Here is a 20,980-nt window from a genome sequence, read left to right on the forward strand (position 1 = left end):
ATGCGGAACGCGGAAAGGTCGAGACATGCGCCCATCCAGCGGCAGTCGCAGGCATACACGTACCGCGGGTAAACGCCGGGCACTGGCCGCCGTCGCGGTGGCGGCCGCCTTCGGCTTCCTCACCACGGGCGCCGGCTGCCCGCCGCCCGGACAGCCCTGCCAACCCTATCCGCCGTCGTCGGCTGTCTGCTGATCCCGGCTGGAGTGGGAATCGACCGGGGCGGCCCGGGACCCGCGGTCGTCGGCGCACTGCCGATCCGGGCGCCACCGGGCACGTCCCGCCCGTGTTCCGACACGGCGTGAGGTAGCCGACACGGCCGTCTGAGATGCTGTCCGGGTGGATTCGGGGGAACGGGCCTGCGACATCTTCGTCTCCAACCTGCCGCAGGACAACGAGTGGGCCGCGTGGATTGCCTGGCAGCTCGAGGACATAGCCGGCTACAGCGTTCTGCTACCGGAGTGGGATGATGTGCCCGGCTCCCGTCGGATCGCCACGTTGGAGACCGGCCTGCGGACGGCGTCCCGTTTCCTCGCCGTCGTCTCCGCGCAATACCTGGATTCGCCCGTCGCGCAGACGGTGTGGCGGAAGGCGTGGGAGCTGGATCCCCACGGGGACCGTCGACAGCTCATTCCGGTTCGCATCGAGCCCTGTTCGCTGCCCGGCCTGATGAACGACGTCGTCCCGTGCGACCTGTTCGGGCTTTCGTCCGAGGTGGCGAAGGAGACGCTGGTGGCCGCGGTGCAGGCGGCGATGGTCGGACGGGCCCGGCCGAGCGCCGAGCCGGCGTTCCCGTGGGCTCGCGCCTCCCAGCACCGCCCTGGGTCGGGCGAGCCGGTGTTCCCGGGCGTGCCGGGGCTGCGCGGCCACGGTGACGCCGATCCGGCCCCGGTCGATCCGGTCCTGGCGGAGGCGGCCAACGAACTCGCCGAGAAGGTGGGCGTCCAGTGGAACGAGGAGTTCCGCCGCCGCCGCCTCAACGAGACGCTGCTACCGGTGCGCTGGGTGCCGGCGGATCCCGACCTCGTGACCGACTGGCCGACCCTGGTCGGCCTGGCCACCTCCGACAGCGCCGGCTGGCCGCCGCCGTCACCCGGTCGGTGGGCCGCACATCCCGGCGAGCTGGCCGGCGGTGGCAGCGACCTCGCCGATGTCCTCGACCGGGTCCCGACGGGCCGACTGCTCGTCCTCGGTGAACCCGGTGCCGGCAAGTCGGTGCTCCTGGTCCGCCTGGTACTCGATCTGCTCCGACGCCGCCGGCGATCCGGCCCGGTGCCGGTGCTGCTGTCGCTGGCGTCGTGGAATCCGGTCCTCCCGGACGGTGACGGGCGTTCGCGGGTGGGGGAGAGCTTCGACGACTGGGTGCGGGCCCGCCTGCGCGAGTACGGCCTGGGGACCTCGCCGGCAGGGCGGTCCGGCCCGGACCCGGTCGTCCGACGGCTGCTCGACGAGGGACTCGTGACCCTCCTGCTCGACGGGCTGGACGAGATCCCGGGCGACGTCCGCGGTGTGGTCCTCGGGCAGATCAACGACGGGCTGCGCAACGGCCTGCGGATGGTGGTGACCGCGCGCGTCCGGCAGTACCGGGAGGCGGTCCGGCTCTCGGCGGGCACCGAGATCCGGCTGACCGGAACCGCCGGGATCGAAATGTGTCCGCTGGAGCCGGGAGCCGTCGCCCGCTACCTGCGGGCCACCGCGGCGGGCCCGCAGACCCGCCGGCGATGGGAGTCGGTTCTACGGGTCATCAGCCCGGAAGGCGACGGACGCACGGATGGTCGTGCCACCGATCGGACGGCTGATCGGACCGCTGATCGGACCGCCGGACGCACCGTCGAGCCGGGCGACGATCCCCTCGCGGAGCCGGCCGACGAACCCGACCCGGCCGACGGAAGGGCTGCCGCCACCCTGCGGGGGGCCCTGTCGACCCCGCTGATGACCGCGCTGGCCCGAGCGGTCTACAGCCCACGCCCCGGGGAGCACAGCGGTGCTCCGCCGAACCCGGCGGACCTGCTCGCCCTCGGCCGGACCGGCGATCCGGCCGCGGTCGGCCGGCATCTGCTGGACCGGTTCATCCCGGCCGCCTATCGCGACTCGCCCCGCTGGCGGCCGGCGCAGGCCGAGCACTGGCTGACCTTCCTCGCCCGCCACCTCGAGCACACCCGTGGTGGCAGCCCTGATCTCGCCTGGTGGGAGCTCCCGCAGGCCGTGCCCGCGCGGCACCGGTACTGGTACGGATGTCTCGGTGGGCTGGCGATCTGGGCCGTCCTGATGCTGGGTCTGCTGGCCACGACCGGGGCGGCGCAGCTCGTCCGGCTGTGGCCGGGAGTCAGCGGCCCGCAACCGGGTCGCCTGGTTCTCCTGGCCTGGCCCCTCGGCCCGGTCTGGGCCGGCCTGCTGGTCTGGTGCCTGTTGGTGTCGGGAATCGCGTTCAGCTCCGTCGGCGGGGTGCGCCGCTGGGGCGTCAGGCCGCCGGCGCGGGCCGTGCGGTTCCGGCTTCGGCAGGCGAGTCCCCAGGTCGTCGCCTACAGCGCGCTGCTCGTGGTCGTGGCGATCGTGGCGAAGATGGCCACGGCAACCGGAGCCACGGCTCTCCTCGATCGGCACGGCCTGCCGGCCACCGTCGCGATCACGGCCATGGCGGTCCTGCTCGCGGGCCTGACCGGTGTCCTGCTGAGCGCGACCAGGACGCAGACGGCCGACCTCACGACGGCCTCGGACCCGCGCCGGCTGATGGCGGACGACCGCCGGGTCTTCGGCACCCTTCTCGCCGTCATGGTGCTGGGCACGTTCCTCGGCACGGGCGCGTGCCTCAGCCTGATCTGGACCGTGACGTCCACGATCCCGACCGGAGCGGCTGTCGCAGTCGCGGCCTTCCTGGCCGCCCTGTTTGCGCTCCCCGCCGGTCTGGCGGTGGCGATGGGGCGGACGGCCTGGGCTCCCTACACGGTCGTGCGGTGGCGCCTCGCCCGACGGGGGGTTCTTCCCCGACAGCTCGTGGAGTTCCTCGACGACGCGCACCTGCACCGGGAGGTGCTGCGCAGGGTCGGCGCGCTCTACCAGTTCCGACACCTGGAGCTCCAACGCCGCCTTGCCGGCGTCGCCGAGGATCCGGTGACCGCCCACTTCGCCGCGCAGACCCGCGCGCAGGAACAGGCGCGGCTGGGCGACCTCGCCGCGATCATGCCGGTGCTCACCGAGCGCGACGCGCGTCCCGAGGGGAGCATCCCGCCCTCGAACAACCTCGTTCTCGGCGAGGTGGCCGACAGCATGCTGGCGGGACACCGGGCAGGCCTGATCCTGCTCGGTGACGCGGGCGCGGGTCGTGTGACCGTGCTGACCGGCCTGGTGAACGTCCTGCATGCCCGACGCGAGCCCGGCGGACCGGTGCCGGTTCTGCTGCCCGTGACCTCCTGGCAACCCGAGCGGATGGGCTTCCCCGACTGGCTCGAGCTCGAGCTCAGGCGGCGCCATCCCTGGCTGACGTCGTTCGAGGCCGAGGTCAGCCGCGCTCGCTCGCTCGTCGACAACCGGCGCGTCCTGCCGGTCCTCGACGGTCTGGAAGCACTGCCCGCGCAGAGCCGCGTCGCCGCACTCACCTCGATCCAGCAGTGGCTGGGCGACACGCTGCCGCTCGTCCTCGGAGCCGACGAGGAGTGCCTCGCCGCACAGGGAGGATGGTGCCCGCCGGCCGGGGCCTGGGTGATCGACGTGCACCGGCCCGGGCCGGTCGCCGTCGCCCGCTTCCTGGCCAGGACGTCGATCGCGCCTGCCGCGGCTGTCGCCCCCGTCGCCCACCTGCCGGCGCGGTGGGCGGAGATCGTCGCGATGCTCGCCGAGGAGCCCGCGTCGGCGGTGGCCATGGGGTTGCGGGACCCGGCCGCAGTCGACCTCCTCCGATCGGGCTACGGACCGCGGATCGGTGAGCCGCGGTTCGAACCGTCCGATCCCGCCGAGCTGCTCGACCGCGACCGGTTTCCATCAGCGGCGGCGGTACGGATGCGGTGCGCGCACCAGTTCCTGCGGGCGACCTGCCGCGGCGGTGATGGCGTGCCCGACGTGGCTCGCCGTGGCGGGGATGACCTGACCCAGGCCCGCATGCACACGCTGCGCTTCCTGGCCGGGCGCCTGGCCGCGGACCGACGCGTGGCCCTGGGCTGGTGGGATCTGCAGCGGGCCGTGCCAGCAGCGATCCGGCTGCTGCCTTCGCTCGCCTTCGGTCTTGTCCTCGGGATCGAGGTGTCATGTCTGAGCGGCTTCGCAGTCGGCCTGCCGATGGGTGTCCTCTGCGGTCTGGTGTTGGCGTGGGTGCGGCGTCGGGACGCGTCACAGCCCCGTTCCCAGACTCTCAAGATGGTGACGTTCTGGACGCCGTGGCAGTCCCGTCCGCGGCGTCCGTCACCGACCGATCGTGCGCCCGCCGGAACCGTGGGCGACGATCCGTGGACGTCGTTACGCCAGGACCGGCGCTACGCGCTCTACGTCGTCGTGCCCGGCGGGATCCTCCTCGCCGGATGGAGTGGCTACTTCGCCCTGTTGTTCACGTCCGTCCATGTGTCGACAGCAGTACTGCTGCTCGGCTCGGTCGGCGGCGCGGTCGCCGCGCTGGACACCCCCTGGGGCCAGTTCGAACTCGCGCGCCACTGGCTCGCCTGGCGCCACGCGCTGCCGGTCGACATCCTCGGTTTCCTCGAGGACGCCTGCGAGCGCGGAGTGCTGATCCAGACCGGCGGCGTGTGGGAGTTCCGCCATCGGGATGTCGCGGCCTACCTGGCTTCCCCGGCGGCGGACTGAGCCGTGCCCGAAACACGGCGCAGTTCTTGCGACGTGTCCGCACCGCGGCGTTCGGGCGGCCGGTCAGAAGTCCTGTCCGTCGGGATCCCGCGTGGCGGCGGGGGCGTCGCCGCTGGTCACGGCGGCCGGCGCGCCGGTGAGCTCCGGCCTGCCCGGCAGGTTCGGCTGTGGTCCGGCCCAGGTGCCCCGCAGCACGGCCACGGCGTGGTCGTAGGCATCGTGGGTCGGCAGCAGCCGGCGGATGTTCAGGGGCAGCAGGTCCTCGCGGTTCGTCCGGCCGCACCGGGGGCAGGTCTGCTGGTTCAGCGGGAGCAGCACGCCGCAGCCGCCCTCCTGCGCTCCGCAGCGTCGCCAGTCCCGGCCGACCTCGATGTGTCCGACCGGCTGCCAGCGGCGCGACGCCGTGGCTGGCCCGATCGTGGTGGTCGCGCCGGTTTCCACCAGGGCGGACGCCCCCGGGCGGAACCATCGTGCGCTCCTCCTCGCGGTCCATCGCGATGACAAGGCGCAGCGCCTCCCTAATTGTCCGGGTACTACCTATCTTGCGGTGGTTCCCTGGCCTCTCCGAGGGAATCGCCTGGCGACGCTGGAGGCAAGCGAATGGCACTTTCGGGTGATGCGTGGCCTCCGCGCACCTGCGCAATCCGGCTGGGCCGCCGAAACCCGGCAACCCCTGTGATCTGCGCGATCACCGCCGCTACCGCGTGGGCGATGCGTGCGTCGCCGCCGTGGCCGCCGAGGGACTGCGCTTTCGGCTAACCCCGATGCCGCGCCGGGGCAGCGCCCGTCATCCCAGCGGCGCGGACGCCCGCCGCACCGAAATCCTCGGCTATCACCCGTGGAATGTCGATCCCTCGCGGTGCGCCGTCCCTGAGGTCGGCGCCCACAGCGTCACGGCGCGCTCGGATGCCGGCCTGTCCGCTCGAGCGCGGTCCGGCGACCCTTCGCCGGTGGGTTCGAGGCGCATCCGGGGCCCGGATGGCGCTGCGCCGCCATACTTGTTCCGGGTCTGTGAGCGCGCACGACGACTGCACGATGACGAGTCCGACGGGGGTTCGATGGGGATGTCCGGCCACATCTTTCTGATGGCGCTCACGGTTTCGAACATGCTCGTCCAAGGTCCGTTGGCCAAGCTTGTGCGTTCCCGGTATGGCCAGGGCGGCGCAACCAGGATGCTCGATGGTGCTAGTGGCGTCTATGGATTGATCTTCACTGTCTGGGCGTCGGTCGCCTGGGGCTTCCCCTGGCCGGGCGCCGGCGTCGGCGCGGGAATGCTCCTGATCGTGCTGGGAACGTGGCTGTACCGGCGCCGCGAGGCGGGGAGGCTCCGGGCATCGGCCGGGCAACAGACTGTGCCCGGCCCGCGCGAGCCGGCATAGGCAGCCGTCGCGCGAGGCGGCCGCGAAGAAGAGCAACCACAGCGCCTGCGTTGTCCTGGGGTGAGAGGGCCGAGCCGACATCGCGGTGTCCACCGGTGTCCACCGTCGGTCCGTAACAACCAGATACATCCCCAGATCTTCCTCGACGCAACAGGTGGACAACACCGGGAAAACGCCGAGCTCCGGGCTGGAGTCGCTAGTGTGCCTGGTCGTATCCGTTCGACACTCCCGCCCCCCGGCGCCTGGGACGGCCTTCGCTTTTCATACGATATGAGCACAAGGTTGTCCGCCTGCGTCTTCATCGGAGGGCGTCGGCCTGGGGGGATGCCGGATCGGTCCGGTGGTCTTGGTGGAGGCATCGTGGGGGGAAAAGCGGCACCGTCCGGAAAGGTGGCACGGTCCGCGCCGGACGACCATTACCATCACCTGGACGCGTTACGCGGCATCTTCATGCTGGGCGGAGTCTTCGTCCACGCCTCGACGCTCGGTGACGATCCGGTCTTCCACGGGATTGCCTATGCCTCCGGTCTCTTCCGGATGGCGGACTTCTTTCTGATTTCCGGATTTCTTTCCGCGATGCTCGTCGGGAAGTACGGACCCGCGCGCACGGTGCGCCGCAGGCTCGCCAGCGTGGGAGTGCCCTTCCTGTGCACCCTGGTTCTGTTGAATCCCACCGCCCTGTGGCTGAGTTACAACTTCCACAACCCGGACGTCTCGTTCCTGGACTTCCTGCACGGCCGCACCGTCCCCGAACCCGCGGGTGAGCTGCGCTGGCTTCTGCAGCTGTGGTTTCTCGTGGCGCTGCTCGTCTACGCGCTGTGCACCCCGGCGGCCGTGAGCCTGCTGTCCCGCGTCGTGTCCAGCCCCGTCTACCGGCGGGCAACCACCGGTCGACCACGCGTCATGGCCACGATCATCGTGTCGGTCATGGTGAGCACCATCGTCATGCGCGGGGGGTACCGGGCCGCCGTCGTGCCCGCGATCGGCTCCGATCCCCTCGACCTCCCGGTCGAGGAGACACTGGACTATCTGCCGTTCTTCCTTCTCGGGGTGCTTCTCCACCTGGATCGGCGGCGACTCCTGCCGGCCTTCCAGCGGCCGGCGCCGATCCTGCTCGCCGTGGCCGGTGTCCTGCTGCTGGCGTCCACCCGGGGCTGGGTGGGCGGGCTGGCCTCGTCCACCGGCGTGGTACTCAGCCGGACCCTGTTCACCGTCGCGATCACCGTCAACCTGTTCGCCGTGGCGAGCCGGCTCGTTCCCGGCCCCCGGCCGGCCGTCCGCTACCTTTCCGACGCCTCCTACACGGTCTACCTCTTTCACTACTTCTGGATCTACGTCATCGCCACGCTTCTGTCGTTCGACCCGAGCCTGCGCTGGCCGCAGATGCTTCTGGTCACGGCCCTGACCTTCGGCGTGACCTTCGCCCTCCACCACTTCGTCATTCTGCGGTCGCCCTTTCTCCGCAAGATCTTCAACGGAAAGTTCCCCGCCGGTCGCCGTCAGGGAGGCCGCCACGGCGACCGCCGGCCCGCTGCGGCGTCCGCCGCCAGGACTGCGACCGTCACGGCCGCAGGGTCGGAGTCCGAGCGGACCCAGCCGCTGCGCTGGCTTCCCTCGGCCCCCCACCTGGACCCGGAACGGACCCAGCAGCTCCACTGGATTCTCTGATGTCCTGGCCGACAGTCGAACCTGAGATGTAGCAGCAGCGTGACGACCGCGCGCAGGCGGGCGTGGGAGATTTGCCATCCGGTCTGAGGACTCCGCGGACCCGACCTTTTGGATCATGGTCCGCGAACCGCAGGCCAGGGGTACCGACACCCTGCTGGGTGCGCCCGGCAGGGATCGAACCTGCGACCTGGTGCTTAGAAGGCACTCGCTCTATCCACTGAGCTACGGGCGCGTTGGTACAGGAGGGGCCTACCGGGAAGCTCCGCCCAGCGTAGCAAGCCCTGACCAGGTACTGGACACGCGGGGACGCGTCGCCGGCCGGTGAGTCGGGGCGACCACGTGGAGGTGCGGGGGAACGGCGAGGGACTGGGCGCGCCCCGGTTCTCTGGTCCGACCGGGCGATACCGAGGACGAGAGGCCGGGGCGCGGAAGGTTGAGGTCCGGGAGGTTGAGGCGCGGGTGGCCGAGGGTCAGGAGGCCAGGCGGGACAGGTCCTCGAATTCGACATCGGTGAGTTCGACGCCGGCAGCGGCGATGTTCTCCTCCAGATGGGCCACCGACGACGTGCCCGGAATGGGCAGCATCACGGGGGAGCGGCGCAGCAGCCAGGCGAGGGCGAGCTGGGCGGGGCTGGCGCTGTGGTGCTTGGCGGCGGCGTCGAGAACGCTGCCGGGAAGGGCGAGCCGGCCGGTGTCGACCGGGTTCCACGGAATGAAGCCGATGCCCTCGCGGTCGGAGTAGTCGAGGACGTCCTCGGCGGTCCGGAAGGCGAGGTTGTAGCGGTTCTGCACGCTGACGATCGGAACCAGGGTGCGGGCGTGGGCCAGCTCGGCGACGCTGACCTCGGACAGGCCGATATGGCGGATCTTCCCCTCCTGCTGCAGCGCGCGCAGTTCACCGAGGGAGTCCTCGACGGGGGTGTCGGGGTCGATGCGGTGGAGCTGGTAGAGGTCGATCCGCTCCAGCTTCAGCCGGCGCAGCGACATCTCCACCTGCTGGCGCAGGTAGGCGGGGCGAGCGACGGGAGCCCACCGGTTCGGACCCTGCCGGGTCAGGCCGCCCTTGGTCGCGATGACCAACCCCTCGGGGTAGGGGTGCAGCGCCTCGGCGATCAGCTCCTCGCTGACGTGCGGGCCGTAGGAGTCGGCGGTGTCGATGAAGTTCACGCCGAGCTCCACCGCCCGCCGCAGCACGGCGCGGGCCTCGGCCGGATTGGCGGGGGGACCCCAGATGCCGGGGCCGGTGATGCGCATGGCGCCGAACCCGAGCCGGGTGATCGGCAGGTCGCCGCCGAGCAGGAAGGTGCCGCTGCCGGCAGCCGTGGGGGCGCCGTCCGGGCTCGTGGTCGAGCTGGTCGTGGTCGTCGACATCGCTGTCCTCCGGATACGACGGTGCTGGTGGGGAACCGCCTCGGCGAGAGGTGACCGCCGGGCGTCGGGTGGGGCGGGTGAGCGCCGGGTCAGGCGCCGCATCGTCCGATCGGGCCATGGCCGGGCATCTCGCCGACCTACGGATCGGCAACCGGGCGTCCAGGAACGGTGTTCCCGCTCCGGTCGTCCCTACTGCTCGTCTGGCCCGGGCGGGTCCGGGCGACCGCGGGCGCAGTGGCCCGAAGCGGGGATACGCGGGGGATGGCGGGGTGTGGACGGTCGCCGGTTATCCACAGCCCGACGGTCGGGGCTTCCGGGGTCGCTCCTGGCGGCCCACAGTGGAACGACGCCGGCGCGACGCAGCGCCGGCACCTTCCTCCCTGATCCGAGGAGCACACCATGCTCGACACGACCATCACCCTCGTCGGCAACCTCGTCGAGGACCCGGAGCACCGGACGACGACGAACGGTGCGTCGGTGTGCAGCTTCCGCCTGGCCTCCACGCCGCGCCGCTTCGACCGATCCGAGAACCGGTGGGTCGACGGCGCCACCCTGTTCCTTCGGGTGTCCTGCTGGCGGCAGCTTGCCGACAACGTCGCCGCGAGCCTCGTGCGCGGGGACCGGGCGCTGGTCTACGGCCGGCTGCGGCAGCGCTCGTTCGAGACGAGCGAGGGCGAGCGGCGCGTCAGCTACGAGATCGACGCCGACGCCGTCGGCACGGAGCTGACCTGGCACGCGGCGCGCTCGCAACGGCTTGCCCGGCGGCCGGCGACGCCCGCGGCCGCACCGGTCGAGGCCACCGGGCTCAGCCTGCCCGGCGGCGGTCCGCTGGTCGACCTGCGCGAGTCGGCCGAGATCGGCCTGCCGCAGCCGGAGCCCGTCGCCTCGGTCGCGGGCACCGGCGGAGGGCAGGGCCTGGTGCCCGCCCTGACGAGGGACGTGCAGCCGATCGGGGTCGCCGCGATCGGGTCGTCGGCGGTCGGCCTGGTGCCGGGGGCGGCGGCACCACGGGCCGATGCCCTGAGCGGGGGAGGAACGGGAGCGACGCCCTTCCCGTCCGGCTCGGGAGTGGATGGCTCCCCCTGGCGCGCGTACTCCGCCGTCGCTGAGCAGCGCTAATCACTTTAAGTCCGATTGTGACTCCAATAAGTATTGGTGGGGTGGACCTGCCTCCGGCGCCGTCGGCGGCGCTGGGTACCGTGCCGGGAGTGAGCAGCCCGCACGAGAGCAGGCGGCCCGCACCCGCGCCCGCCGAGCCGGACTCCGGTCTGGTGCCGCCGGCCGTCCCGGCGCAGCGGGCGGTTCGGGGAAGGGTGCCCGCGGGCGGTGGCGGAGGGCCGGGCGGGGACGCCCTCGGCCGGCGCCTGTGGGGGCGCCTCGCCGTCGCTCCGGCCGCGGCACGGTACGTCGCGGTGCTCGCCGTGCTGAGCGCCGTCGCGGCCGTCGTGCTGCGGCACACCGTCTTCCCGCTGCTGTCGGTCAACAACGACGAGGGCATCTACCTGTTGCACGCCCGGACGCTGGCCGAGGGCAGGCTGTTCCCGCCCGCGCCCCGTCCCGCGCAGTCCTACCTGCCGTGGCTCGGCACCGTCGTCGACGACCACTACGTCCTGAAGTACACGCCCTTCGTGCCCGCAGTCTTCGCGGCCAGCCTGTTCGTCGCCGGCAGCATCGACCCGGCGCTGGCCGTCATCGCCGCGGCGGCGGTCGTCGTCACCTACCTGCTCGGCGTCGAGCTGTCGGGCAGCCGCAGGGTCGCGGCGCTGGCCGCGACCCTGCTCGCCCTGTCCCCGCTGGTGCTCCTGCAGAGCGCCATGGTGCTCAGCTATCTGCCGGCGCTGGTCCTGCTCCAGGCGACCGTGCTCGGAGTGCTCCGAGGCCGGCGGTCACACCGTGCGCCTCCCGTGGTGGGCGCCGGGGTCGCGCTGGGCGTCGCCGCGGCGGTGCGGCCGTACGACGTCGTGCTGCTGCTGGCACCCCTCGCGGTCTGGCTGCTGGTGGCCTCGGCCGGGCGGCGCTGGTGGCTGCTGCGCTGGCTGATGTGCGGCCTGGCCGCGCCGGTGGTGATCGTGCTGCTCACGAACGCGGCGGCGACCGGGAACCCGTTGCGCCTGCCGTTCGCGCTGCTCGAACCCGACGATCGGATCGGCTTCGGGCTGCGCAAGCTCTACCCGGCCGACGGGCGGCACGACTTCGGCCTCACCGACGGCCTGAGCTCCGTCGGTGACCATCTGTGGCTGCTCGGCGGCTGGGCCTTCGGCGGCGTCGTGCTTGCGGCGGCGTCGCTCGCCGCCGCAGCGCGGCGGCGGCTGTCCGCGCCGGCCGCGATGCTCGGCCTCGGCGGCCTGGTGTTCCTGATCGGGTACGTCGGCTTCTGGGGAGCGTGGAACGCCGCCGAGCTGTGGGGCGGCATCCGCTTCGTCGGCCCGTTCTACATGGTCGCCGTCCTCGTCCCGCTCGTGCACCTCGGGGCGATCGGATGCGCGTGGGGCGCGGCTGCCCTGGTCGCCCGTGGACGCCGGCTCGGGTTCGCCGCGTTCGTCCCGGTGGTGGCGGCCGTCGTCGCCCTGACGATCGTGGTCCTCACGGGGGCGGTGCGCGACAATCTGGCGTTGACCGGCAACGACCGGGACCTGCGCGCCATGCTGCGCCGGCTGCCGGATCGGCCGCTGGTGTTCGTCGCGGCGAACCCGGCGTTCCTCGGTCATCCCACCCCCGTGACGGCCAACGGCCCGGATCTCGACGACCCGGTGCTCTACGCGATCGCCCGTGGCGTCGACGACCTGACCGTGGTCGCGGACCACCCCGAGCGGCCGGCCTACCTGCTGCGCCTTGCCCCTGCGTACGACCGATCGCCCGGGTCGCCGTCCACGGCGCGGGTCGAGCGACTCGCTGTCCGCGCCGGGGATCGGGTGGCGGCGACCGTCGCCGTCGCGGCCGGCGCCGCGCCCCCCCGCAGTCGGTCCGCCCGGCTCGTGCTCACCGCCGGCCGTGACCGCCTGTCCCTCCCGGTCGACCCGCGGACGGCGACGTCGCTGACGTTCACCATCGACGACGACGGCCTCGACGTGAACGACCTTGCCGTGAACAACGCTGCCGTGAACGACCCCGCCGTCGATGACCACGACACGGGCTCGGCCCGCGCGGGTGCGGCGCGCAGACCGCCCGCTCGCCCGACGGCGACGGTGGTGCGCGGCGGTCGCGGCACCTCCGTCACCGTGACGCTGTACGCGACGGACCGCCTGGGGCGCGAGCGCACCGTCGACCAGCAGATCCTCCCCGTGCGGCTCGCCGCGGGCCGCGGCGCGCCGGACCGGGACGAGCCCGCGGTCACGGTGCTCGGGTCGGTGGGGCAGGTCGACGAGGTCGGCACGGGTGCCCGGCCACCGCTGCGGGTCACCCTCGCCGACGCCGGTGGCGCCCGAGGGGCGAAGCCACGGACAGGCGGGAGAGCCGAGTGATCAGTGGACGCGGCGGATCGGTGGCGGCGCGTACGTGCCGTCGAGCACGTCCTCGCCGGGGCTGTGGATCCGCAGCGTGGGACGGAAGTCGCCGGTCGCCGCGGGCAGCCAGTTGGCCTGCTCGGCCTCGTCGGACGGGGGGTCGCTCTGGATGAGGACACGGACCGAGCCGTCCGGGCCGCGGCGCAGGTCGCGGGTGCGACTGCCCAGGGAGTACCGGTGCAGGGGATTGTCCACCAGATAGTAGTCGGGGGCGTCGTACATCGTCACCGACCATTCCGCCGCCGGGGGCGGCGGCGCCAGATCGAGGACGTAACGGTGGGCGCCCGTCAGCCGGCGGCCCTCGACGTCCACGAGGCAGGTCGCCTCGATGCTCTCGTAGCCGTGGGTCGCGCCGATCGGCTGACGGGCCGCCATCGCCCGGGCCAGTCGCGCCTGGTCGCGGTCGGTCATCCGCCAGGCCGACTCGTCGCGGGTGCCCGGGCCCAGGCGGTCCAGGTTGAAGTCGAGGGCATGCGGGGTGCTCGACCAGCCGTTGCTCAGCGCCCGCCCGGCCTGGGCGACGCGCTCGAGCCCGTCGCGGCCGGCGCGCAGCCCGCCGCGCAGCGACCAGGTGAGCGCCGGATCGGGATCGACGTACGGCGAGGGATCATCAAAGATCCCGAGCGGGGCGAAGCGGCGCGCGTAGTCGGCCTCGGCCGGCGGCGGCGGACAGGCCCGCAGCCAGATCCGCAGCTCCTCCCAGAACCGCAGGTCGTCGCAGACGCTCTTCGAATGCTCCGGCGGTCCCTCCGCTCGGCGCGCGTCCGGGTCCAGGGAACGCAGCCGGAGCTCGTCCTGGAGCCGGTGGACCGGGCGGGCGTCGGCAGGGTCGTCGAGGCCGAAGCGGCCGATCACGGTCAGCAGCCGGGTGGGCGCCTCGAGGCGGATCAGGTCCGGTGGCGTCGGCTCCGTCCAGCCGGGCGGCACGAGCACGTAGGACCCACCGCGCCCGGCGCCGGTCCGTCGCCCCGCGTAGGCGAAGTTGTTGCGCCAGGCGTCGACGAACAGCAGCAGGCTGTACCGGTCACCGCTGTCCGGGACGGACAGGACCAGCGGGCCCGGGGCGAGGTCGACCTGGGCCAACGAGTGCAGCACGCCCGCGTTGATGCCGACGAACGCCGAGCGCGGGCCCGGAAGGTCACGCACGTGGGCGAAGGCGTTGAACCCGGCGGGTGCGAGCAGCCCGATCCCCTCGGCGGCGAACAGCCCGATCAGCCGGACGTTGCTCACCAGCGGGTAGCCGAAGACGTACGCCTCGGCCGCCAGCCCGAACCGGTGGTCATCCGCCCGCATACCTGCCCGCCCGCCGCCTCTCGCCGTCCGGTGTCGGCTCTCGTACCGTCCGTGCCCGCAATCGGGTGGCGGTATCCCACCGAGGCCGCGAGTCCGGCGGCAGCGGGCGGGAACGGGCTGCGAATCGGCGGCGGGCGGTCACGCCACCGATCACCGCCGCGAGGATGGTCGCCGCGATGCCCTAGGGTTGACGACATGGCGCAGTACGTCTTCCAGTTGCGCAAAGCGCGCAAGGCCCACGGTGACAAGGTCATCCTCGATGACGTGACCCTGGCATTCCTGCCCGGAGCGAAGATCGGGGTGGTCGGTCCGAACGGGGCGGGGAAGTCGTCCCTGCTCAAGATCATGGCTGGGCTCGACCAACCGAGCAACGGCGAGGCGATCCTCAGCCCCAGCTACTCCGTGGGCATGCTCGCCCAGGAGCCGGCGCTCGACGAGACCAAGGACGTTCGCGGCAACGTCGAGGACGGGGTGCGCGAGATCCGTCGGGTGCTCGCCCGCTACGAGGAGATCAACGAGAAGATGTCCGCGCCCGACGCGGACTTCGACTCGCTGCTCACCGAGCAGGCCGAGCTCATCGACAAGATCGAGGCCGCCAACGCCTGGGAGCTCGACAGCCAGCTCGACCAGGCGATGGACGCGCTGCGGCTGCCCCCGGGCGACGCCGACGTGTCGCTGCTGTCCGGCGGTGAACGGCGTCGGGTCGCCCTGTGCAAGCTGCTGCTCGAGGCGCCCGACCTGCTGCTGCTCGACGAACCGACCAACCATCTCGACGCGGAGAGCGTCGCCTGGCTCGAGCAGCACCTGGCCCGCTACGCCGGCGCCGTGCTCGCCGTCACCCACGACCGGTACTTCCTCGACAACGTCGCCGGCTGGATTCTCGAGCTCGACCGGGGCCGTGCCCACGCCTACGAGGGCAACTACACCACCTACCTGGAGGCCAAGGCCGCTCGGCTCAAGGTCGAGGGCCAGAAGGACGCCAAGCGGCGCCGGGTCCTCGCCCAGGAACTCGAGTGGGTCCGCTCCAACCCGAAGGCCCGCCAGACCAAGAGCAAGTCACGTCTGTCCCGCTACGAGGAGTTGGCCGCCGAGGCGGACCGGGCTCGTCCGCGCGACTTCGAGGACATCCAGATCCCGCCCGGCCCGCGGCTGGGCAACCAGGTCATCGAGGCCAAGGGCCTGGCCAAGGGGTTCGACGGCCGTCCGCTCATCGAGGACCTGTCGTTCACCCTGCCGCGTGGTGGCATCGTCGGCGTGATCGGCCCCAACGGGGTCGGCAAGACCACGCTGTTCACGATGATCACCGGGCAGGCGACCCCCGACGCGGGCAGCCTCGTCATCGGTGACACCGTCGACATCGCCTACGTCGACCAGTCCCGGGCCGGTCTCGACCCGAAGAAGAACGTCTGGCAGGTCGTCTCCGACGGCCTCGACCACATCGTCGTCGGCAAGGTCGACTTCCCCAGCCGGGCGTATGTGTCGTCGTTCGGATTCAAGGGCCCGGACCAGCAGAAGCCCGTCGGCGTGCTGTCCGGTGGCGAGCGCAACCGGCTCAACCTCGCCCTGACCCTCAAGCGCGGCGGCAACGTGCTGCTCCTCGACGAGCCCACCAACGACCTCGACGTGGAGACCCTGCGTTCGCTGGAGGACGCGCTGCTGGAGTTCGCCGGCTGCGCCGTGGTCGTCTCCCACGACCGCTGGTTCCTCGACCGGGTCGCCACCCACATCCTCGCCTGGGAGGGCACCGACGAGGACCCGGCCCGCTGGTTCTGGTTCGAGGGCAACTTCGCCGACTACGAGACAAACAAGATCGAGCGGCTCGGCCAGGAGGCCGCCCGCCCGCACCGCGTCACCTACCGCAAGCTCACGCGCGACTGACGCCTCGCCGCCACCCGGGCCGGGAAAGCAGCCCGGGTGGCGGCGGTGCTGTCGTCGGCGGTGCCGTCGTCGGCGGGCTCAGTCGGCGCGGTTCTGCAGCGAGTTCGCCGCCATCTGCAGGTAGTCCCAGAGCGTCTTGTACTGGTCGGGCGGCAGGCCCAGGGAGTCGACCGCCGCGCGCATCACGACGAGCCACGCGTCGCGCTGCGCCGGGCCGATCGCGAACGGCACGTGCCGCATCCGCAGCCGCGGGTGGCCCCGCAGCTCCTGGTAGTCGCTCGGGCCGCCCCAGTACTGGATGAGGAACAGGCGCAGGCGATCCTCCGCCCCCGCCAGGTCGTCCTCCGGATACAGCGGACGCAGCACCGGATCGTTCGCCACCCCCTGATAGAACCGCGCGACCAGCCTGCGGAACGTCGGTTCACCACCGACCGCGTCGAAGAAGGTCGTGGTGGTGGGCTGGGCCGGTGTGGGGGGCTGGCTCACGCCTCCATTGTGCGTCACATCGGCGCGCATCCGGCCCGCCGCTGCGCTCTCAGCCCGCACGGGGCGCGACCCACGCCGTGGTGTCCGGTGGCAGCGTCAGCGTCGCGCCGTCGTAAGCCACAGGTCCGCTCGCAAGCACCAGCCGGCCGCTCAGGTCGATCGTCACCTCCCGCCCCATCGCCGTCACACACGTCATACGCGCCGCCCCCACCGAGGTGGGCGACCCCGGGGTCGCCCGTTCGGCGGTCGCCCGTTCGGCGGTCGCCCGTTCGGCGGTCTCCCGGTCGGCGGTCGTCCGGTCGAAGGCGAGGCAGCCCGCGGGTGCGTCGTCGCGCCAGCGCAGCTCGTCGCCGCGCAGATGCGGCAGGGCCCGGCGCAGCGCGAGCGCCCCGCGCGTGAGCAGCCATGTCGACAGCGGATCCGCGGCCTGGGCGAGCACCGCGAACCCGGCCCAGTCGGCCGGCTGCGGCAGCCACGGCTCGACGCCGTCCACGGTGAACCCGTACGGCGGCGCGTCGCCGGACCAGGGCAGCGGCACGCGGGCGCCGTCCCGGCCCGCCACCGTGCCCCCCGAGCGGGTCCACGCCGGGTCCTGGCGGGCCGCCGGCGGCACGTCGGCCTGCGGCAGCGCCAGCTCGTCGCCCTGGTAGAGCACGGCGACGCCGGGCAGCGCGAGCAGGGTCAGCAGTGCGGCCCGGGCGCGGCGGGTGCCGACCTCCCCGCCCCCGTAGCGGGTCACCGGACGCACCACGTCGTGGTTGGCCAGCACCCAGGTGGCCGGCGCGCCGACCGCCGCAAGCGCCGCGCGTTCGGCGTCGATCACCGTCCGCCAGTCCGCCGCCGACCACGGGACGGTCAGCAGGGAGAACGAGAACGTCAGGTGCAGCTCGTCGGGGCGGACGTAGCGGGCCAGGCGCGCCGGGTCGCGCACCCAGGTCTCGCCGATCAGCACCCGGGGCCGGCCGTCCCGGGCGGCGTACTCGTCGGTGATCGTCCGCCAGGTCCGGTAGATCTCGTGCACGCCGTCCTGGTCCCAGACCCGCGGTTCGCCCTCCTCCCGGAACCCGCTGCCGTCGATCACCGGGCCGGGTGGGTTGTCGCGCAGCTCGCCGTCCTTGACCAGGCCGTGGCTGACGTCGATGCGGAAGCCGTCGACGCCCCGGTCGAGCCAGAAGCGCAGGGTCGCCTCGTGATCGGCCCGCACGGCGGGATGGTCCCAGTTCCAGTCGGGTTGCTCGGCGTCGAACAGGTGCAGGTACCACTGGCCGTCGCCGACCCGGGTCCAGGCCGGACCGCCGAAGACGGACACCCAGTTGTTCGGGGGCTCGCCGCCGTCCGCTCCCCGCCCGTCCCGGAAGATGTACAGCTCCCGCTCGGGTCCGCCCGCCGGGGCCGCCAGCGCCGCCTGGAAGGCCGGATGCGCCGAGCTGGAATGGTTCGGGACCAGATCGACGAGGACGGCGAGACCGGCGTCGGCGGCGTCGGCGAGCAGCGCGTCGAGATCGGCGAGGCTGCCGAACAGCGGGTCGACCTCGCGGTGGTCGGCGACGTCGTAGCCGTGGTCGGCCATCGGCGACGGGTAGAAGGGTGTGATCCACAGGGCGTCGACGCCCAGCTCGGCGAGGACCGGCAGGTGCTGGCGCAGGCCGGTGAGGTCCCCGACGCCGTCGCCGTCCGAGTCGGCGAAGCTGCGCAGGTAGACCTCGTACAGCACCGCCCGCCGCCACCACTCGGCATTCCGGTTGCCGACACCGGCCGGAGCCGAACGGGGGGTTTCCCCCCTGTTACCAGAACTCGATCCAATCGTGGAATAGTCAGTACTGGAATGATGTATCCCCATGTGATCCTTCCTGATGCCCTTGGTCCTGCGGGGACCGATACCCACCCGGGCGCCGTCGCCGACGCCGGGACGCCGACGGACCCGCCGTCCCTCCTGGCCTCCGGCGGCGCACCGAGCACCCCGGGCCCGCCGGGCCTGCCCCGCCCGGACCCGCCGCCCCGCCCGTACGCGGGGCCCTGTCCGGGCCGGCGGCCCCGGGCTGTCCCACCGCCGCGACCTTCCGGGTGCGGTCGGTCGGACGGCCGTCCTGGTGCGACACATGCTCCTCCGGTGGCGGCTCGGCGGCGGCAAACCCGGTCTGAGCGCGCGAAGGGATGGCGATGGGGTACTGCTCCCGGCTCGGGTCGACGTTCTCGCGATGCGCGATATCCGGTTACCGAACTAGACTTCCGCGGGTGGACGAGGTGACTGGCCGTTACGGCACAGTCCCGGGAGTCGGATTCGGTCGGGGGCGGGGGGATCCAGCCCCGACGTCCGAACCCGTCACTGGGAGTTCGTCCGGCATGTCCGCAATCACCGCCGCGGCGGATGCCGGGATCGCCCTGGGTTCGCAGGCGGCCGCCCGGATGTCGCAGCAGGTGCGCCGCTCGGCGTCCGCGGGCCTGCGCGGCGCCCGGGGGATCGTCCGCGTCCTGTGGGGCGGGCCGAGCAGCGACGGCCGGGACGGGCCGGAGGGCTCGCCGGCGTCGTTCCTGGCCGACGCCGGGCTCGTCCTTGGCGGCACCCTCGATCCGGAGCACGTCCCCGACCTGCTCGCCGGGCTCGCGGTGCCCCGCTTCGGCACCGGCGCGATGGTCTGGGTCCGCGACGGCGACGACGTGCGGCTGGGTGCCACCGTCTTCGTCGACCCGAAGGTCGACAAGATCATGCGGGCGATCGTCGCCACCCGCCCGCCCAGGCTCGCCGACGAGTTCCCGCCCGGCGTCGTGCTGCGCAACGGGCAGACCTACTGCCTGCCCGATTTCGACGATCTACGAGCCAAGATGTCGTTCCCGCACGAGCTCGCCTACCAGCAGTTCCGTCGCATCCAGGGCGGCCCGACGGTGAACGTGCCGCTGTCGGTGCACGGGCGGATCCTCGGCGCCATCACCGTCGGCCGGCGCGAGGGCTTCTACACCAACGCCGAGGTCACCCTGCTGGAGGATCTGGCCCGCCGCGGCGCCCTGGCGCTGGAGAACGCCCTGCGCTTCAAGGAGGCCCAGGAGTCGGCGTTGACCCTGCAGCGCTCGCTGCTGCCGGCCCATCCACCCGCCCTCGAGGGTGTCGAGATCGCCATGGAGTACCGGCCGGGGACGGCGGGCACCGAGGTCGGCGGCGACCTCTACGACGTGATCCCGCTGTCCGGCGGCCGGGTGGGGGTCGCCATCGGCGACGTGATGGGCCGCGGGCTGCGGGCCGCCGCGGTGATGGGCCAGCTCCGCGCGGCGCTGCGGGCCTACGCGCTGGAGGACTGGTGCCCCGCGGAGGTCCTCACCCGGCTGGACCGGGTCGTCGGCCTGCTGCCCGGCCTGCAGCTCGCCACCTGCATCTACGCGGTCTACGACCGGCACACCGGCCGGGCGACCATCGCCAGCGCCGGGCATCCGGCCCCGCTGGTGATCCTGCCCGACGAGGACCCGGACTATCTGGTGCTCGACCCCGGCCTGCCGCTCGGCGTCGGCGAGGGCGGCGGCTTCAGCGAGACGACGGTGACCCTGCCGCCGGGTTCGGCGCTGGTGATGTTCACCGACGGGCTGGTGGAGTCGCGGCGCCGGCCGCTGGTCGACGGCCTGGAGAACCTGCGCCGCGGGTTGATCGAGCAGCGTGCCCGGGTGGCCGCCGCGCGGGCCGGCCAGGCCGCGGCGAACGGCAACGCCGCGGACGCCGCAGGGGGGGACGCGTCGGGCGGCACCCTGGCCGGCGGCTCCGGCAGGCCCGGCGAGGCGTCGACCGGCGCCTGGGTCGATCGGCGGGCGCCCGGACCCTCCCTCGGCCCGCCGCCGGGCATGGCCGACCGTCGCAGCGGCCGGGACCGGCGCACCGGCCCGGATCGCCGTGTCGGGGGCGAACGCCGCGCCGGGGCGGATCGGCGCCGCCGCGCCCGCGGCGACAGCTTCGCCGCGCGGAGCTGGTTCGGCCCGGACACGGTCGCCGGCACGGGCGAGGGTCCGGCCGAGGAGACGGCCCGCTCGCTGCTCGAACGGTGCTTGATCGCCGCCGACCTGCCGGCCCGCACCGACGACGACACGGCCATGGTGGTGCTGACCACCCAGGCGGTGAACCCGCCGCTGCTCGAGCTGGCGCTGCCCGCGGTGGCCGCCTCGGCCGGCCAGGCTCGGATGGCGATGCGCGACGTGATGCTCGACTACGGCATCACCTCGGTCGAGGACGCGACCCTGCTGGTCAGCGAGGTGGTGACGAACGCGGTTCTGCACGCGCGCAGCGACCTGGTGCTGCGGGCGTCGCTGGAGCCGGGCCGGCTGCGGATCAGCGTCGAGGACCGCGAGGGCGGCCACCTGCCGCGTCCGGGTGCGGCGGCGGCGAACAAGCCCGACCCCGAGTCGGGCTGGGGCCTGCTGCTGGTGGAGGCGCTGTCGCTGGCCTGGGGCGTCGAGACGACCCCGGGCGGTAAGCGCGTCTGGTTCGACATCGAGATTCCCGACGGGCCGGGACGTGGCATCGGGGGCCGGCTGCCGGCCGGCTCCGAACCGCCGCCGATGTCGGGCCCCCCGGGGCTCGGGCCGTTGCCCCCCGACCCGCCGGCCCAGGGCCGGGGCTGGAGCTGACCACCGGGC

The 20,980-nt window shown here is 73.0% G+C and carries 12 protein-coding genes and 1 tRNA gene; 7 read left to right on the plus strand and 6 right to left on the minus strand.

Translation table 11 applies throughout. The features are described from left to right. The first annotated feature begins 337 nt into the window (after window positions 1-337). The gene (locus tag FRAAL_RS30265; protein WP_011603013.1) at window positions 338-4,789 is read left to right on the plus strand and encodes a toll/interleukin-1 receptor domain-containing protein; all 4,452 of its coding nucleotides are present in this window, start codon (window positions 338-340) and stop codon (window positions 4,787-4,789) included. Window positions 4,790-4,852: 63 nt separating this feature from the next. On the opposite strand, the gene FRAAL_RS07910 is transcribed toward FRAAL_RS30265, so the two are convergent. Next, window positions 4,853-5,230 carry a hypothetical protein gene (locus FRAAL_RS07910; RefSeq protein ID WP_041939003.1) on the minus strand — a complete coding sequence of 126 codons (378 nt, stop codon included), beginning with the start codon at window positions 5,228-5,230 and terminating at the stop codon, window positions 4,853-4,855. Window positions 5,231-5,409: 179 nt separating this feature from the next. Here FRAAL_RS07910 and FRAAL_RS32845 point away from each other — a divergent pair, with 179 nt between their 5' ends. Both FRAAL_RS32845 and mdoC read left to right on the plus strand, forming a co-directional pair. Continuing rightward, the gene (locus FRAAL_RS32845) at window positions 5,410-6,168 is read left to right on the plus strand and encodes a hypothetical protein (RefSeq protein WP_011603015.1); all 759 of its coding nucleotides are present in this window, start codon (window positions 5,410-5,412) and stop codon (window positions 6,166-6,168) included. Between the two features lie 390 nt (window positions 6,169-6,558). Beyond that, window positions 6,559-7,836 (plus strand): glucans biosynthesis protein MdoC, encoded by a 1,278-nt coding sequence (gene mdoC / locus FRAAL_RS07920; protein ID WP_011603016.1) that lies wholly within the window; start codon window positions 6,559-6,561, stop codon window positions 7,834-7,836. A gap of 159 nt (window positions 7,837-7,995) precedes the next feature. Here the strand turns inward: mdoC and FRAAL_RS07925 are convergent. Both FRAAL_RS07925 and FRAAL_RS07930 read right to left on the minus strand, forming a co-directional pair. Beyond that, window positions 7,996-8,068: transfer RNA gene (locus tag FRAAL_RS07925), tRNA-Arg, on the minus strand. Window positions 8,069-8,306: 238 nt separating this feature from the next. After that, window positions 8,307-9,206, minus strand: a complete 900-nt coding sequence (locus FRAAL_RS07930) for an aldo/keto reductase (RefSeq protein WP_011603018.1) — start codon at window positions 9,204-9,206, stop codon at window positions 8,307-8,309. 399 nt (window positions 9,207-9,605) lie between these two features. On the opposite strand from FRAAL_RS07930, the gene FRAAL_RS07935 reads away from it, so the two are divergent. Continuing rightward, window positions 9,606-10,325, plus strand: coding sequence for a single-stranded DNA-binding protein (locus FRAAL_RS07935; protein ID WP_011603019.1), 720 nt, complete (start codon window positions 9,606-9,608; stop codon window positions 10,323-10,325). An 89-nt stretch (window positions 10,326-10,414) separates the two neighbouring features. Next, window positions 10,415-12,667: a DUF7846 domain-containing protein gene (locus tag FRAAL_RS07940; protein ID WP_231861568.1), complete on the plus strand. Its 2,253-nt coding sequence runs from the start codon at window positions 10,415-10,417 to the stop codon at window positions 12,665-12,667. On the opposite strand, the gene FRAAL_RS07945 is transcribed toward FRAAL_RS07940, so the two are convergent. Then, window positions 12,668-14,002: a DUF1254 domain-containing protein gene (locus FRAAL_RS07945; protein ID WP_011603021.1), complete on the minus strand. Its 1,335-nt coding sequence runs from the start codon at window positions 14,000-14,002 to the stop codon at window positions 12,668-12,670. Between the two features lie 195 nt (window positions 14,003-14,197). On the opposite strand from FRAAL_RS07945, the gene ettA reads away from it, so the two are divergent. Next, window positions 14,198-15,880, plus strand: coding sequence for an energy-dependent translational throttle protein EttA (ettA, locus tag FRAAL_RS07950; protein WP_011603022.1), 1,683 nt, complete (start codon window positions 14,198-14,200; stop codon window positions 15,878-15,880). Between the two features lie 78 nt (window positions 15,881-15,958). On the opposite strand, the gene FRAAL_RS07955 is transcribed toward ettA, so the two are convergent. Next, window positions 15,959-16,396, minus strand: a complete 438-nt coding sequence (locus tag FRAAL_RS07955) for a globin (RefSeq protein WP_041939005.1) — start codon at window positions 16,394-16,396, stop codon at window positions 15,959-15,961. Window positions 16,397-16,415: 19 nt separating this feature from the next. Next, window positions 16,416-18,206 carry an alpha-amylase family glycosyl hydrolase gene (locus FRAAL_RS07960; protein WP_011603024.1) on the minus strand — a complete coding sequence of 597 codons (1,791 nt, stop codon included), beginning with the start codon at window positions 18,204-18,206 and terminating at the stop codon, window positions 16,416-16,418. A 503-nt stretch (window positions 18,207-18,709) separates the two neighbouring features. Between FRAAL_RS07960 and FRAAL_RS07965 the strand changes: the two genes are divergently transcribed. After that, entirely contained in the window at window positions 18,710-20,971 is a 2,262-nt protein-coding gene (locus FRAAL_RS07965) for an ATP-binding SpoIIE family protein phosphatase (RefSeq protein WP_011603025.1), read from the plus strand. Window positions 20,972-20,980: the final 9 nt, after the last annotated feature.

The sequence above is a fragment of the Frankia alni ACN14a genome (assembly GCF_000058485.1).
Taxonomy (GTDB): domain Bacteria; phylum Actinomycetota; class Actinomycetes; order Frankiales; family Frankiaceae; genus Frankia; species Frankia alni.

Coding starts and splice junctions, on each gene's coding strand:
- FRAAL_RS07930 (WP_011603018.1), bottom strand. CDS start 9,206: ATGTCGACGACCACGACCAGCTCGACCACGAGCCCGGACGGCGCCCCC.
- FRAAL_RS07935 (WP_011603019.1), top strand. CDS start 9,606: ATGCTCGACACGACCATCACCCTCGTCGGCAACCTCGTCGAGGACCCG.
- FRAAL_RS07955 (WP_041939005.1), bottom strand. CDS start 16,396: ATGCGCGCCGATGTGACGCACAATGGAGGCGTGAGCCAGCCCCCCACA.
- ettA (WP_011603022.1), top strand. CDS start 14,198: ATGGCGCAGTACGTCTTCCAGTTGCGCAAAGCGCGCAAGGCCCACGGT.
- FRAAL_RS07960 (WP_011603024.1), bottom strand. CDS start 18,206: ATGGGGATACATCATTCCAGTACTGACTATTCCACGATTGGATCGAGT.
- FRAAL_RS07965 (WP_011603025.1), top strand. CDS start 18,710: ATGTCCGCAATCACCGCCGCGGCGGATGCCGGGATCGCCCTGGGTTCG.
- FRAAL_RS07945 (WP_011603021.1), bottom strand. CDS start 14,002: ATGCGGGCGGATGACCACCGGTTCGGGCTGGCGGCCGAGGCGTACGTC.